The organism is Wolbachia endosymbiont of Onchocerca gibsoni, from assembly GCF_029169405.1.
Taxonomy (GTDB): Bacteria; Pseudomonadota; Alphaproteobacteria; order Rickettsiales; family Anaplasmataceae; genus Wolbachia.
The window spans coordinates 802050-818242 of record NZ_JABUMP010000001.1 but is presented as its reverse complement, the minus strand read 5'-3'; the positions used below and the strand labels follow the sequence as shown (position 1 = coordinate 818242).

At 31.5% G+C, this 16193-nt stretch carries 9 protein-coding genes, 2 tRNA genes and 1 pseudogene; 7 read left to right on the top strand and 5 right to left on the bottom strand.

Annotated elements, in window-relative coordinates; genetic code table 11:
- The first annotated feature begins 54 nt into the window (after positions 1 to 54).
- From HSX44_RS03225 to HSX44_RS03215, 3 genes and pseudogenes are all read left to right on the top strand, one after another.
- On the top strand, positions 55 to 486 hold the full coding sequence (locus HSX44_RS03225; protein WP_275602276.1) for a hypothetical protein: 432 nt from the start codon (positions 55 to 57) through the stop codon (positions 484 to 486).
- A 3-nt stretch (positions 487 to 489) separates the two neighbouring features.
- Positions 490 to 1109, top strand: a pseudogene (ccmA, locus tag HSX44_RS03220) (heme ABC exporter ATP-binding protein CcmA).
- A gap of 1599 nt (positions 1110 to 2708) precedes the next feature.
- On the top strand, positions 2709 to 4241 hold the full coding sequence (locus HSX44_RS03215) for an acyl-CoA carboxylase subunit beta (RefSeq protein WP_275602275.1): 1533 nt from the start codon (positions 2709 to 2711) through the stop codon (positions 4239 to 4241).
- Between the two features lie 35 nt (positions 4242 to 4276).
- Here HSX44_RS03215 and HSX44_RS03210 read toward each other — a convergent pair.
- Positions 4277 to 4349, bottom strand: a tRNA-Thr gene (locus HSX44_RS03210).
- A 13-nt stretch (positions 4350 to 4362) separates the two neighbouring features.
- On the opposite strand from HSX44_RS03210, the gene HSX44_RS03205 reads away from it, so the two are divergent.
- Genes HSX44_RS03205 through pdxH form a run of 3 tightly spaced genes read left to right on the top strand, consistent with a single transcriptional unit; the run spans position 4363 to position 6025 of the window.
- The gene (locus HSX44_RS03205; RefSeq protein WP_275602274.1) at positions 4363 to 4584 is read left to right on the top strand and encodes a hypothetical protein; all 222 of its coding nucleotides are present in this window, start codon (positions 4363 to 4365) and stop codon (positions 4582 to 4584) included.
- Positions 4585 to 4600: 16 nt separating this feature from the next.
- Positions 4601 to 5416, top strand: a complete 816-nt coding sequence (gene mutM / locus HSX44_RS03200; RefSeq protein WP_275602273.1) for a bifunctional DNA-formamidopyrimidine glycosylase/DNA-(apurinic or apyrimidinic site) lyase — start codon at positions 4601 to 4603, stop codon at positions 5414 to 5416.
- Positions 5417 to 5431: 15 nt separating this feature from the next.
- The gene (gene pdxH / locus HSX44_RS03195; RefSeq protein ID WP_275602272.1) at positions 5432 to 6025 is read left to right on the top strand and encodes a pyridoxamine 5'-phosphate oxidase; all 594 of its coding nucleotides are present in this window, start codon (positions 5432 to 5434) and stop codon (positions 6023 to 6025) included.
- 713 nt (positions 6026 to 6738) lie between these two features.
- Here pdxH and HSX44_RS03190 read toward each other — a convergent pair.
- Positions 6739 to 6812, bottom strand: a tRNA-Met gene (locus HSX44_RS03190).
- Positions 6813 to 9834: 3022 nt separating this feature from the next.
- Between HSX44_RS03190 and virB9 the strand changes: the two genes are divergently transcribed.
- Positions 9835 to 10617: a P-type conjugative transfer protein VirB9 gene (virB9, locus tag HSX44_RS03185; protein WP_275602271.1), complete on the top strand. Its 783-nt coding sequence runs from the start codon at positions 9835 to 9837 to the stop codon at positions 10615 to 10617.
- Positions 10618 to 10753: 136 nt separating this feature from the next.
- On the opposite strand, the gene HSX44_RS03180 is transcribed toward virB9, so the two are convergent.
- The 3 genes from HSX44_RS03180 to smpB form a co-directional block, all read right to left on the bottom strand.
- Entirely contained in the window at positions 10754 to 11926 is a 1173-nt protein-coding gene (locus HSX44_RS03180; protein WP_275602270.1) for an NADH-quinone oxidoreductase subunit D, read from the bottom strand.
- A gap of 2902 nt (positions 11927 to 14828) precedes the next feature.
- Complete coding sequence (gene lgt / locus HSX44_RS03175; protein WP_275602269.1) at positions 14829 to 15617, bottom strand: prolipoprotein diacylglyceryl transferase; 789 nt, start codon at positions 15615 to 15617, stop codon at positions 14829 to 14831.
- A gap of 6 nt (positions 15618 to 15623) precedes the next feature.
- Positions 15624 to 16073, bottom strand: a complete 450-nt coding sequence (gene smpB / locus HSX44_RS03170) for an SsrA-binding protein SmpB (RefSeq protein ID WP_014868796.1) — start codon at positions 16071 to 16073, stop codon at positions 15624 to 15626.
- Positions 16074 to 16193: the final 120 nt, after the last annotated feature.

Sequence of the window (16193 nt, the reverse complement as noted above, 5' to 3'; positions counted from 1 at the left end):
TTTATAGTTAAAGTATAATTACAGATGGCCCTTTCAATAAGCTGAGTACAAAAAATGTCATTTGGACAAATCATTGTATGTAGCGTGGCATTACTTGCTATGGCTATAGTATTTCTTTTTTTGAGAAAAAAATATAGAGATTGGATTAGGAAAATCCTATTTCCTAAAGAGGTTCTTAAAGAAGAATGCGAAGAAAATAGAAAATATAATGAATTATATCAAAAAAACAAGCGAAAAGAGCTGATGAAACGTCAAGAAATGTTACGTGAGAAGCAAAAGGATATACAGGTTTACAATGAGGATTCAAAGATACTTGATATAGTAAAACCAGTAGGTAAATGGACAAAAATGGTTGTAATTGGTAGTAATCTAATGCAGCATTTTGCACTATTGATGCATAGAGAAGGTAGGCAGAAAGGATTTTGGGAACTGTTTATAAAAGCTCAGGCTTCAACTAGTGAGAAGCATAAAGGGAAAGGTAGATAATCCATGCTTGAATGTGAAGATTTATCCTGCGCTCGCAATGGCAGAATATTATTTAAAAATCTTAGTTTCAAAGCTGAGCCAAAATCAAAGATTTTAATTACTGGTCCAAATGGTAGTGGTAAAACCAGCTTAATTAGAAGCTTGTCTGGGCTCTTGCCACCAGTATTAGGTAGTATAAGATACTGTGGAAANNAGATATATATAGTGACCTACAACCTTATGTATCTTCTATGGTCTATGTGGGACATAAAAACGCCTGTAAGAATAGCTTAACTGTTGCTCAAAACATAGAATTCTGGGCAGGAATACGGGATACTAGAGAATTAACTATGGCGGCTATTTATTGTTTGCAGTTACAACCTGTACTTAATATTAGATACGGTGAACTTTCTGCAGGATGGAAAAAGAGAGTTGCTCTTGCTCGCCTTTTGATTTCTAATGCAAACATTTGGCTGATAGATGAGCCGTTTTGTAATCTTGATAGTACAACGTGTGAATTGGTACTGAATCTGATCTCAACACGTTCTGAACAAAATGGTATAGTAATTATTACAGGACACAATCCTATAAAGCAATTATGTGATTTTATAGCGATCAACATATGTAATTTTATAGCTGATTGATCTTACTGAGAAAAAGTAGAGAGAAGGCTTAAAATGTTTCTATAAAAAGAATGAAATGTTTGGAAATGCAATAGTGAAATATCTATGTTGGTTATATTGCAAAAAATTGCTTAGCGTGTTTTTATAGCTCTACCGTACTAATAGCGTCGATATTTTAAAGTATAAAGTCTATCATATTTACTTATAGGTTTCTCAACTAAAAGCAAAATTTAGTGAAAAGTGTAGTATATCCTTCTTCAAGGAGTGTAGGTGTGTATGCATGCTTAATTTCTATTGTGTATACATATATTTTGTTAAGTTCTTCTTTTTAGATAGACTATTATGTCTACAATTTTGGATCACGCATGTTATTGGCTTAAGCCTAAAAAAAACAAAATGACACCTTTGTTTTTTATCTTTAAATAGCTGAGATTATTATGAGGTTTTTGTATATTCTATTCTAGTAATCTTAGAATATTATTTAGAGCACTTCTAAGTGCTCATTGGCAGCACTCTTTAGAGAAACTGAAAAAGCTTTTCACAACAGAATTGTTGTGACAGTATCTTTTAACAACTACTGCCAAGTAAACAAATTCTCAGTAAGCCCAGATTAAAGTCACTACAGCAAAATAATCTGTTTAACTACTTTCTGTCTTACTACACTGCTACCTGAAATGTTAGACTAAGAATGATAATCTAACCCAAAGCCTAAAAATCTTGTAAACTTATTGCTAGAAATACTAAGAGTAGAGCGAAACGGTAAATCTTCATTTATGTTGTAAATTGATCAATTAACATCAAATTTTGCTTGATAAACAAATGAATATCTTGTTTTTCTTATGAAACTTGACCTTAGTTAATCCTCCACCAACGTACAGAGCGAATTACATTCTTTCTCTATTAAAGTTGTAATATATATTGGTCATCCAGCTAAATTATTTAAGCCTTCATTTTTCATTTTAAATGTGACTCTAAAAATCTACTCTAATGTTTAGTCTGCATTAGCGTTATCACACTTTTTAATATCTATCTTAACATTATTTTTCTGCTTCTCGAGAAATGTAATACTCTTCTAGCGTAGATCACATTTTCCTCTAGCAGGGTACTTTTGGTCGTAGCTAGGTTTATGTACTTTAAGTTACTTTTATTCTCATAGTTTCCATCGGATAATTTAGTTTGAAGAATATAAGCTTTCAAATTCAACTCTTATATGCTCAATAAATGCTCTGTTTTTATCACTATAGCAAAAATCCTGGAATCATATACTTAGGATTTTATAGCTAACTTCAATTTTCTCTTCGCTATTGAAGCTAAAAACTCCTTTTGTGTTGTATATTGTCTGCATTTTCCCTCTTAGACTTTCTATGTTATTAGGTAATATTTTGAGGTGTTAGCTCTAAAATAGAAATTTTCTGAGTTATTCATTTGAATGCTGTTAGATAAGCACTTAACCGAAAAAGCAAACAAGACAATACAAATGTTGCCCTGAACTTTTTACTTGTTATTTATAGCTTCATTTATATTTCTTACTTAAGAAGCTTATTTATATCAGGGACAGAATTTTTTACACTTCAAAAAAGTAATGTATACTTTATTAAATGGAAATTCACTTTTTTTGATATGCAAAATTTTGAGATGTTAAAAAATCTAGAAGCGAGAACACTAGAAGCTGAAAGAGGAGGAGGTTCTGATAGAGTTGATAAGCAACATGCAAAAGGAAAATTAACTGCTAGAGAAAGATTGAGTATACTACTCGATGAAAATTCGTTTGAAGAATATGATAAATTCGTCAAACATCATGCAACTGATTTTGGCATGCAGAATGCTAATTTTTTAGGTGATGGTGTTATAATTGGTCATGGTACTATTTATGGCAGAAAAGCTTTTGTTTACTCCCAGGACTTCACTGTTTTTGGTGGATCGCTTGGTGCATCTCACGCAAAAAAAATATGCAAAATTATGGATATGGCAATTAATGCTAGAGTTCCTGTTATTGGGTTAAATGACTCCGGGGGAGCTAGGATTCAAGAGGGAGTAAATTCCCTTGCTGGTTATGGAGAAATTTTTCAAAGAAATGTTGATGCATCAGGAGTTATACCACAAATTTCTCTAATCATGGGGCCGTGTGCTGGTGGTGCAGTTTATTCTCCAGCATTAACTGATTTTACTTTTATGGTGAAAAATAGCTCATATATGTTTATAACTGGACCAGATGTGGTAAAAAAAGTCACGTACGAAGATGTAAGTCATGAAGATCTTGGTGGGGCGAAAATCCATACAAGTAAAACAGGAGTAGCAGATTCTGCGTTCAATAATGATGTTGAAATGTTACTGAAGGTGCGTGAGTTTTTTACCTTTTTACCAGCAAATAATCAAGAGCTTCTAAAATCTGTACCTATACCTACCTGCAATGATGTTGATGATATCGATGAGTCTTTAAATACTCTAATTCCTTATAATTCTAATACTCCTTATGATATGTATGAACTTGTTGAGAAAGTATGTGATGAAAGAAAATTTTTTGAACTGAAGCCTGATTTTGCTCGTAATGTTCTAATTGGTTTTGGTAGGATTAAAGGGAATACTGTTGGTATTGTTGCAAATCAGCCTATGTATCTTGCAGGGTGCTTAGATATTGATTCTTCAAGAAAAGCTGCAAGGTTTATAAGATTCTGTGACGCATTTAATATTCCTATTATCACACTCATTGATGTTCCAGGGTTTTTGCCAGGTACAAATCAGGAATATAATAATATAATACAACACGGGGCAAAACTACTTTACGCTTATGCCGAGGCAACTGTGCCGAAAATTAGCGTAATTACTAGAAAAGCGTATGGTGGCGCATACATTGTTATGAATTCTAAACATCTGAGAGGTGATATAAATTACGCTTGGCCGACTGCTGAAATAGCCGTGATGGGTCCTGAAAGTGCAGTTGAAATTATATTTCGACATGAAAAGGATCAGCAAGCTTTAATTAAGGAATACAGAGAAAAGTTTGCTAGTCCGTTTTTTGCTGCATTGTATGGTTACGTTGACAGTATAATAGTGCCAAGTAAAACACGGTACCACCTTCATAAAGCATTAGAGCTACTCAAAAACAAAAAAGTAGAAGGGATATGGAAAAAGCATGATAACCTACCTCTGTAATTTTCTTCTAAGTTTTTATTTTGGATTAGTCAGTGTGCCGTTACCAAGACTTGAACTTGGGACCTTGTCATTACCAATGACATGCTCTACCATCTAAGCTATAACGGCAGGGTTTATGTATATGAATAACATAAAAAAGAATAAGAAGAAAGAAGAAGAGAGAAAAAGATTAGCGAAAGCTTTAAAGCAAAATATTCTAAAAAGAAAAAAACAGCAGCAAATTAGACAAAACAGATTACTTTCAAAATTTGTTTATGATGAGGAGTTTTTGGAAAAAAGCTCTGTGGAATACCTAAGCGTATTTGAGGAAACTTTAACAGTAAAATTACCACCAAAAGCTTAAGTTTTGAGAAGATATTATGCCAGAGCTGCCTGAAGTAGAAGTGATCTCTAATTTTTTGCTTGATAAGATAAAAAGCAAGCAAATAAGCAATGTAACAGTCAATAATTGGAGGATGCGTGTGCCAGTAATAAAAAATATTGATGATGTACTAAAGAACAGATGCATAAGCAATATTGAACGTAGGGGTAAGTATATAATCTGGTATATGGACAATGATACAGCTGTAGTTATGCATCTTGGTATGAGTGGGAAGCTTATATATGCTGAAGATGATCGAGCACGGAATAAACATGATCATGTGATATTTTTATTTTCCGACAATACTTCAATAATCTTTCATGATCCAAGAAGATTTGGATTAGTTATTATTTTGAACGAAGAGGAAAAAGTAAGCTTTTTCAATGATTTTGGAATAGAGCCTCTCACAGATGAATTTAATGGAGGCTATTTACAGAAATTGCTGAAAAACAGAAAAGCAAATGTTAAATCAGTATTAATGAATAATAGACTGATAGTTGGTGTGGGTAACATATATGCTTCTGAGAGCTTATTTAGAGCCCGCATATCACCATTCAGGCCGGCACAGGATTTGAAGTACAAAGAGTGCAAAAGACTTGCTACTGAAATAAAAAATATTCTAAATGATGCAATTACTGCAGGCGGTTCAACGTTGAGAAATTATGCACAGCCATCTGGATCTGTCGGATGCTTCCAAAATGGTTTTTATGTATATGGTAGAGTTCAAAAGCCTTGCAAAGTTTGTAATAACATTATAACACTTATACGTCAAAATGGCCGTAGCACTTATTTTTGCAATGCATGCCAGAACTAAGTTTTATTTCTAGATATGACATTCTCACCTGAAAAAGATCCGCTTAGTTTATTTTCAAGGTGGTATAAAGCAGTACTTGATTCTTTATGTAAAGAGCCAACTGCAATGACGTTGGCGACTTGCAGCAAAGACTGTATTCCATCTGCAAGAGTGGTATTACTCAAGGAATACGGTGAAAAAGGCTTTACGTTCTTCACTAACGTGAATAGTAGAAAAGGAAGAGAATTGACTGAAAACCCCAAAGCTGCATTAGTATTTCACTGGATAGAGTTTTCTAGACAAGTTCGAATCGAAGGAGATGTTAAGCTTTTAGATGGCGAGCAAGCTGGTAAATACTTTTCTTCTCGAGCACGCAATAGTCAAATTAGTTCATGGTGCTCGAAACAATCGAGCGTTCTGGAAAATTGGCAAAGTTTCAAGCGAGCTATCGAACTCAAGGAGAAGGAATTTGATAATGCACAAGTTCCCTGCCCTGGTTTTTGGGTAGGATTTTACGTAATTCCGAAAGTAATTGAATTCTGGCAAGAGGGTGAGTACAGGAGGCATATTAGATTTAGATATACTCTTGTTGCGAGAAACGATTGGAAAATAGAACAGCTATACCCTTGACCATGCAACACAACTGTATGAACACTATGATTTAATAATGATTTCCACTAGGAAACAAGATAAAGACAGCTATAATATACTGTCTTTGAAGCAAGTATCTGTGGTCAGCTATGCTGTGCTGCTATAGTACACTGGAATAATATAAAACACCTTAGCTTAAACTATCTTATATCCTTTTTCTTTTAAAGAAAAATGTTCAATTGTAGGTAATATATAATGTACTTGTTCACTTTTTCAGCTACTGGTTCAATGATGTGTTTTGTTACAAAACCTACGATTAGTACTGTGAAGCTCCTATCACCATACCTGTTTTATAAAGCTAATGGGACATTTTAAGCATTATGCTATAGGAAATAAGCAGCTGTAGGTGCGGCAAGAGACTAACTCAAATTGCAGTCCTGCAGTGTATAAACCAAGTATATATANAAAACTTTTGTGAAGAATGTTCCTTTTTTGGATACTGTTATATACACAATATGTATACAATAATATTGTAAATGGTGTAATAACTCACTTATGATCAAAGATGATAGAGCTGTAAAACTTAATTCAAAACTTGCAAGCCTCTATTGCAACTACTGATAATGTAGCAAGAAGATTAAAAATCTTTTAGTTTCTTTTATATAATTTTCCGCAGAGCTTTAATTCCTTATTATCATTAAGGTTAGTTTGATTAAGCAAGAAAGAATACCTTTTTAGGTATAGATATAAAGTTGCGGAGGTAGGATTTGAACCTACGACCTTCAGGTTATGAGCCTGACGAGCTACCAAACTGCTCCACCCCGCGTCGTTGTCTATTTAGATATTATATATATAAATAATAGAAAATAAAAGAATAAAATTACTTCATAATATATGTTTTATATATTTATTAACTTTTCTTAATACAATTATTAGTTATATATCCAACAATCTATAATCTATAATGAGGAACATAATTTGATGCTAAGGTTTTCTTATATATGCCAGTGTGTATAGATCTTAGTTTATTTCTCTTTGAATTCTAAACATAGCTATGTTTTTACTGTATCTGTTTTTCTTCTACTTTTATTTTATTTGTGTTGATCTTGGTTGTACTCTTTTGTAAGAGTACACGGTATTGTGTGTCTCTTTGATTGGCATTATGTTCATAGAGTTTACGGCTGGATAAACTAAAAAAAACAGCTTTAGTTGATATTTAAATTCTTGGTAAGAAAAGTTGTATGAAAGGTGTCGTTGCTATAGGATATTAATAATGAGGTTTCACATAGATAATTTCTGCTCTTTATTAAAAAACTTTCTTCTGTTGTTCCAGTGTATAGGTACTAAGATTTAGAGAAAAACTTGTGGATTCTAGTGTTATGTGCTAGAATATAAGACTGCAAGTTGCTTTAAACAACGTAAGAAATATCAATTAGAGCTAAGAGGTAGAATAAGGTATCAAAATAGACAATCAAGTAAAATTATCAATGAGACTTTTCTATTTGAAGGTTTTATGCCTTTTGGGATGTACATATTTTTTTGCAAGAATGACTTGTTCTCAGAAAATAAGTGCTATAGATTTTGCAACAAGTAAAATAGTTCTGTACAAAAAAGCTAGAGCATAGAATCTTTTTCTTCAATTCATTTATGAAAGCCTGTAGGACAATGTTAAAAAACACATACGGACGTGATTTCCACATTACTGATTGGTGAGGAAGACAAAAATAGATTGAGAAACTGTGGTCGTTTCGGTACTCGTTGCAATAATAAAGAGAGAAATATCAAAGATTAATAGTAATTATGTTTGCTGCTTCGGTGATTCTTAATAGAGAACCAAAAGCAATTTTAAACCTGACTTTCAGGTATCATTTTCACTGTATTGATGCTATTTATTAATTATTTAATCAATGTCAATAGGTTATTTAGGATGAAAGTAATATAAAATATCTCACTAGTTCAGCAATAACAAGCTTAGCGACTGTTGTATATACAATGGATAATTTTAACTATTTCTCAACGAATATTATTATCACAAATTTAGCTGCTGTACTAATATAGTTACGTTGCTTATTATTTTAAGCTAAGTAATTTATATTTGTTGATTCCTTTAGATGTATTAAGTAGATTATGGCACCGCTTGTAGAGTGCTTAATTGATAGTATTCAATATATAGGATAGATACAATTGCTAGTTTTCAATATTTAGTTCTGTTTCTATTCGCGTTTTTCTTGTGTTATCACTTATTATCATAAGTATTTAGGTTATTGTAGTTATATTTGTGGAAAAGAAATTGGAGTTTCTGGAATTTTTTTTATTGTGCTTGGTATTTTCTCTGGTCCTATATATAATAGGGGNCTCCTGATATCTTAGTCATTGCTGGGAATATTGCTGTTAAAAAGAGTGATAATTTAATATCTCTTGCTGGGAAAAGCAGGAGCTTTGCTATCAAAACATTGGTAAAGTAAATTGGTAGAGTTAAATTTTTAATCGTGCTAAATATAATAACTCAAACAAAGGGCTCAATTGTAGTGATCACTGCTGTGTATATAACAAAAGGGAATGATAAGTTAATGCTCCTAGTTCATGGAAAAAAGATATTATAGAAAATTGTGATAGAATTGACTTAATAATTTAGTTAAGTAAGTTTAGTTATCTAGTTTATGGTACTAAAATTGTTAAATATGTTAACCTAAAAACATAGCACACATTCAATTTGGTTAGTAAATTATGGTGTAGAAATTAATAAAATGTTCTCGAGTAGGTTTTAGCATAAGTAAAAGAGATTAGTTTAACGCTATTATTAATGTATAATTGGTAGTGAAGATACGGGGAATTTATGGGCTTAAGTACTTTAAAATACCTTTTCAAATTGAAGGTAGGTTCTAATTAAAAATTAGATAATATTATTGGTTATTTTCTTAAGAGAGAATGTGCAACAAAGAAGTAGTCTATAAGTAAATAACACTCTGCTCACATAGCTATGAGTGCTTGGCTTCAATTTTTTTAGCTTATTATGTTATCACAGTAATGCTAAACCATAGCAGTTTTAGTTGAATTACAGATATTTTTAGTTTATGATTAATGCTAGTTTATGTTTTTGTTTATGTTGTTCTTTGAGTAATTTAATTAACTTCTTTTACTATAAAGTATATTGATAAGTAAGAAATAGAAGATTAGGAATTGTTTATAGGCTTGATAAAGATACTAGTGAGCTGATGGTAATTTATAAAAGATGACTAAGTTTATAGCTTTTTGTCCGAATTATTAAGTTAAAGAGGGAATATTTAACGGTGTTTTGGAATATCATCTAACTAAGGAACCATAAAAACTGATATCACTCCGAACGTGACAGTAAAGAAATGGTATGTGTGTAGCAGTAGTGGACGGGAGTGGGGATTGGCAATTGTCCGTTGTTCAGTGTAGAAAACTATAGAATAAGCAGGGTTAGTAAAATATGTTTTGAAAACAGGTAGAACATACCAAATTTGAGTATATGTAAATCAGGTAAGACATTCCATTGTTTAGTGATCAAAATTTATAGGGAAAATAGTAGCAAGAGTATACAAAATGTGCTAAAAGAGATTCTGATTTTTTATTCGTACCTTTAATAGACAAGCACTACATATATATAAACTTAAAGATTATATACCATTTAAAAGGTAAAGAGTGTATAGAATTTAAATCTGATTTATTGAAAAGTATAGAAACTCTGATTGATGAGTTTAAAGAAACAATAAATTGTACAATTGCTTCAGATATTATACAAGTGTTGTATAAGATAATGCCTTGATAGTTGAAGTAAATACTTTTCAATGATAAAATAATGATTGGTATACAATTTAAATATTATGATTAGTTTATTGTTTATAGTGTTGGTGTTTTTTTGTAGTGGTGATACATTTGCGAAACAGGAACCACGTTCAATAGCTGCAGACAGTCATATAAAGGTAATAAATTATAATCCACAGGCTATACATAAATACACAGGTTTTTACGGTTATCAGTCGAGTATACTGTTTGAACCAGGTGAAGTGATACAGAATCTTTCAATGGGCGATTCGACTGGTTGGCAGCTTGTTTCTCATGGTAATAGGTTATTTATCAAACCTATAGATGATATTGCTGATACTAATGCAACTATTATTACTAATAAAAGAGTTTATTACTTTGAATTTCATGCTGAGGAAGCAACTGGATTAGATGATCCGAGGTTAGCATATGAAGTGAGGTTTCTTTACCCACTATTTAATAGTGAAGAAATCTACACAACCGATAATGGTGATATTCTTGAACAAGCTAATCCTACCACTGTTCCTGATATGAATGATGTTGAAGTTGCAAAAAAAGGCTTAAACTTTAATTATTCTATCTCACATATTAAGGGTAGTGAGTCGATAGTACCAACTAAAGTCTTTGATGACGGGAAATTCACGTATCTGCAGTTTAATAAGATAAATTCTGACTTTCCAGCAATCTTTATGGTTAATTCTGAAGGGTATGAATCTCTAATAAATTTTCGTGCAGTTGATGATTATCTTATACTTGAGAAAGTAGGCTCTGTATTTACCTTAAGAAAGGGGTCAAGTACAGTTTGCTTATTTAATGAAGATATGTCCTTAATAAGGAGATAAGTGGTTAGTATAAATATAGTGTCTATAAATAATGGGCACAAATTTTTTGTTTGTTCAGCAAAGTAGTAAAAGATAACCTAAGCTGTATAAACGATAAAAAAATTAACCTTACTTATAGCTAAGTATAGCTAAAAACCTACCTGTCAATCTCACCAAAGACTATATCAAGTGAACCAATGATTGCTGCAATATCAGAAAGCATGTGTCCTTTTGCCATGAAATCTAAGGCTTGTAGATGTGCAAAGCCAGGTGCTCTTATTCGACATCTATATGGTTGATTAGTTCCATCCGAAACTATATACACTCCGAACTCGCCTTTTGGTGCCTCAACAGCTGCGTAAGTTTCACCTTCTGGTACATGGTATCCTTCTGAATAAAGCTTAAAATGGTGAATTAGAGCTTCCATAGATTTTTTCATTTCTGCTCTTGGTGGTGGAGAGATTTTTCTATCTTCAGTTTTTACTGGCCCTCTAGGCATTTTCTCTATGCACTGTTTTACTAAGCTAGTAGACTGTCTAATTTCTTCCATCCTCACTAAATAACGGTCATAACAGTCACCGTTTCGACCGATTGGTATATCAAAATCTAGTTGGTCATATACTTCATATGGCTGACTTTTTCGTAAATCCCAAGCAAGTCCAGCGGCACGCAACATTGGGCCGCTGAAGCCCCAGTCAAGAACCTGTTTAATTGACATTTTACTGATTCCTACAGTGCGTTGCTTCCATATTCTATTTTCTGTTAAGAGATCATCAACATCATCTATATACTTTGGAAACTGCTCTATAAACTTTGCAATATCCTCAATTAAACCTTCTGGAACATCTGCTGCAATTCCACCTGGTCTGATATAAGCTGCGTGAAACCTTGCTCCTGAAGCTCTCTCGTAAAACTCCAGTATTTTNTCCCTTTCTTCAAAGAGCCACAAAAGAGGAGTCATTGCTCCAACGTCAAGTGCTTGTGAGGAAATATTAAGTAAGTGGTTGAGTATTCTTGTTAATTCACAAAACAGAACACGCAAATATTTTGCCCTAATTGGAACTTCACATTGCAGTAATTTTTCTACACATAATGAATATGCATGCTCTTGTGACATTGGTGATACATAATCAAGGCGATCAAAATAAGGCAAAGCTTGAAGATACGTTTTGTGTTCTATTAATTTTTCAGTACCGCGATGTAGAAGACCGATATGAGGATCGGCTCTTTCAATCACTTCGCCATCCATCTCCAAAACAAGGCGTAATACCCCATGTGCAGCTGGGTGTTGAGGTCCAAAATTTAGCATCATTGTCTTTAAATCTGGCATGTGAGGTAGTTTAGTTTAGGATATTAAAATAATATAGATAAAAGTGTGTTGAAAGTCAATAGACATCTTGCATAACACTTTAGAAGTGCGTTAGACATGTAAAAATGGAGAAAATAACTTGATAAATTTTGCTAGTTCTCTTTACCATAAAGCTGAAGCTATTGTGTAGCTAGTCTCTTAATATTTAATTTTTTACATTAGCTTACTTTATATCTTTATAAGCTTTATTTAGATTTCTAGATTTTTATTCATATAAGCATGAAATTATGCTTATAAAGCATTTAAAACAGTGGTATCNATTTTTTAATAGGTTTAGCTCTGAGGTTTCTTTAGTCTTTTTTTTCTTCGTCTAGTAGATTTCTTATAGGTATCTTTAATGGTATAGTTAAAAAAAGCGTTGTATGGATTTTAATAATCATTTTTTACCTTTAAAAGGACCACATTTCTACGTCTTTTATTTTAACGATTATACTTATTTTGAAAATTTTTCTGCTAAACCGCCAAGCGGAGGCTTTAATTGTTTTTATGACACAAACACCTTTTTCTATTGCATACTCAGTATTAGCAGAATTTATCTTAGAGTTTAGAGGTTTTAGGTTCTATTCTTAATAGTTTAACTTTTTACTAAACTCATAACAAGAACCGTAACCGAATTCTTGCTTCCATGTTTTTGTTTTATTTCTTTTATATCGAGATCAACTTCGGTATCAACTTTTTGATTACTAATCTATTGCTAATTTATTGGCTATTAGAGTTTTGTTCATTTAGTTTCATTTACTTTTTTTGTTCTGAAGAGCATCTACGGGTATACTAAATGTCTTTTTGGTACATTAAAATAATTACTGTCTTCCAGGCAAATTTTTGATAAGTTTTTTATGCAAGTCATATACTTCAACGTGAATAAATTTTTTTGATATGTTTAAATGACTGTTTTCTTTTAATGAGTTACTTTCCATTAGATTTGTACATCTTAGTGTAAATGGAATTTTTCGAAAACAAAGCATTATAGCTAGTTCTCTTTCCTCATACTCGAAAGTTCTAGGAGATTTTTTAGATACTATCTTACAGCTACTTAACTAAATAACTTTAAGTTTTAATTTTACTACTTCTTTAAGTTTATCAAAGCCATTCTTTTTTTGTAAATCTTTAATGTATTCTTCTTTTTTTGTTATTTTTAGATATTACACTACGTATTATTAATTCGCTAAGCACTAGTAGTATTTTTTCTATATTCTATGAAAAACTTTATAGCTTGCACCGGTACTCTTTACTTGTAAGCAAATGTTCTTTTATGTTTATAAATTGTGCTTATTATTGTAGCATTGTTCTGTCTATCGCATTAGCGTTTGCGTCAGTATTAATGAGTAATACTATTTTACGTCACCAATCAAGATTTGTTTACTGGGTGTCCTAAAGTAAGTTTTAAAATTTGGTTATTGTTTATGTTAGGTAATTCTATGTTTCTAAGAGGATTAATTTTTAGGAGAGTTTTTTTTAAAATATTTATTATTTTATTGATATTCAAAGTTAATTTTACAGCTTTTATGTTGCTACTTCTGGTAAATTTGATTAGAAAATTATTTAATGTTACTTATGATTATACCTTTTATAAAAGCTCACTATCACCGCACAATTTTTGAACTATAAAGATTTTTATTTTGCACCGATAGAAGCTTTTTTATATCCCCTTAATAAGGTGTTTGGATTATAGAAGTGATCTTGTTGTTTGTCACAAAAACTTATATTTTATATAAAAGACCTTTCCACAATTTCCTACTTGTTTTTTTCTTAAACTAAAATAGATAGAATACTGCTATGCCAATTTTCTATGGCTTTGTTGATAAAAATGGTCCACCTTTATATTTCTAGAAATGAAATTTGTTGCTATTACTTGCTACCATCTTTATAACATAATCTCTCTTGAAGGATTCATTTTACAGCGTATGTTCACGCTTTTTTAGTTATTTTTTACTCTATTAATACTTTTCTTATGCAATAAAATCAGCCATCTTCGAGAAGAACTATATGATAAATGCTCTTTAATATTAATGTCTGAAGTTACTGGAATATCCTCGTCTACGTTTTGTAACTGGTGTATAAACAGTAATTCTGTTCCCTATAACTAACATAAGTAGGATTTTCCTAGACTCTGAAAACAGAGTCAACTTTTATTACTTAGTAGATATGATTACACTTCCACATCACTTTGTAGAAATCTTTACTGGGTTAGCTGTACTGAATAATTTTACTTGAATTGAATGCACTAATTTCATGTGTCCTTTATCTAATATTTCTAAAGTATTTTAAGCTATTATCTTAATGATATTATTTATTTCACAGTCCGAGTTGCCATTATCAAAATAATAATGATAATTGTCAGACTCATAGTTATCTTTTCTGTTTGATCTGTATGCTTTATTAATTATTCTTAATGTTAAATCGAACAATATTATGAATATATCAATGTTAATTATCTCTTCCATAGAGTTGATAGCACGATGTAATAATCATGTAATTATCTTTTTCATAAAATCGTAATAACTTCTTTGAAGGAGATATTTGTGGATTATTCTTTAAGCCTGTTTTCAGGCTTCTAGGGAATTAATATTGATAATTTTTAAAATAGATAGCTTTCCTATTTGTTATTTACTGAATTATGTGTATAAAAAACAAATCAGTTTATTTTCGTAAATATAGTTGTAATATTAACTGATCAAACCTTGAAGTTTAGCTTTTTTATTAGAATTGTTTCTTTGTTTCTTTCTACATAATGTTCTGAACAAGACTTTTAAACATGTTTATCCATCTAGATAATATATTAGAGATTATTATGTTATAAGATTTTTAAAATGGTAAGGCTATAATCTTTAACTTACGTAGGCAAAATGTTTTCTAGTCAAGTTTACCTTTTTTCTATGCTTGTAAATTTCAAATTTAGCGCACTCAAAAGTAAGATTGTTCCTAGCAAAATCATAGGTACTGAAAGTAACTGTCCCATGGTTAAACCAAGCCATAAGTAGCCAACTTGATAATCTGGCTCACGGAAAAACTCAACCATAAAACGTGCTATTCCGTACCACATAGCTGCGATGCTAGTTAACACACCACAATATAGTCTTATTCTAGTCAAGAAAAACAGTAGATTCATAACTGTGAAAAGCAGTAATCCTTCAAAAAATGCTTCATAAAGTTGGCTCGGATGACGCGGTAAATTATCGCTTTTTGGAAATATTATACCCCATGGTATAGTTGTAGTTCTGCCAAATAGCTCTCCATTTATAAAATTGCCTATACGACCTAAAAATAAACCTACAGGGACTCCGCAGGAAATTAGATCCAATGTATAAAATATGGGAATGTTATATCTTTTACACAAAATTATTACCGCAAGAAAAACTCCTATGGCACCACCGTGAAACGACATACCTCCTTTCCAGGTTTTTAATATCTCAATAGGATTGCTTACGTGATAACTTAAATCATATATCAATATGTAACCAAGCCTTCCTCCAAGGATAACGCCTATGATAGTTGCTGTTAATAACGAGTTGTGAAAGTTTTTGGTAAATATCTTTTGGTTATCTAGCTTATATAAATACCAGTGTGCAAATACTATACCAAGAACATATGCTAGAGAATACCAATATATAGAGACAGAACCAATTCTGAAAATTACTGGGTTTAAAGACATATTTTGCTACAAGTTATTTTTAAACAATCTGCTTTTTTCACGATTCCATTCTCTTTGTTTTATGGTTACTCTCTTGTCGTAAAGTTTTTTTCCTTTCACGATAGCAATTTTAGTTTTTGCTAATCCTTTACAATTAAAATAAATTGAAATTGGTATAACAGTTATTCCAGCAGTCTTGATCTGGCTAATTAATTTATTTATCTCTTTTTTGTGCAGAAGCAGTTTACGTTCTCTTTTTGTCTTATGATTTTTTCGGTTTGCGTCTTTATATTCTGCAATATGCATGTTGTGTAGCCATATTTCACCATTTTTTTCAATGACGTAAGCGTCAGAAATGTTTACTTTTCTTTCCCTTAGCGATTTAACTTCACTACTTAACAAAACCATGCCTGCTTCAAATTCTTCTAATATAAAATATTCAAACTTTGCTTTTCTATTTTCTGTAATAACTTCCATATTAAAAGATATTTCTTTGAGCTTTAATATATTACGAGATTTTTAGTTTAACTCATAATAGGGAAAGACTGCTAGTGAGCTGGAGGCTAATTATGTTGATCAGAAAAAATTGCTGCTAAA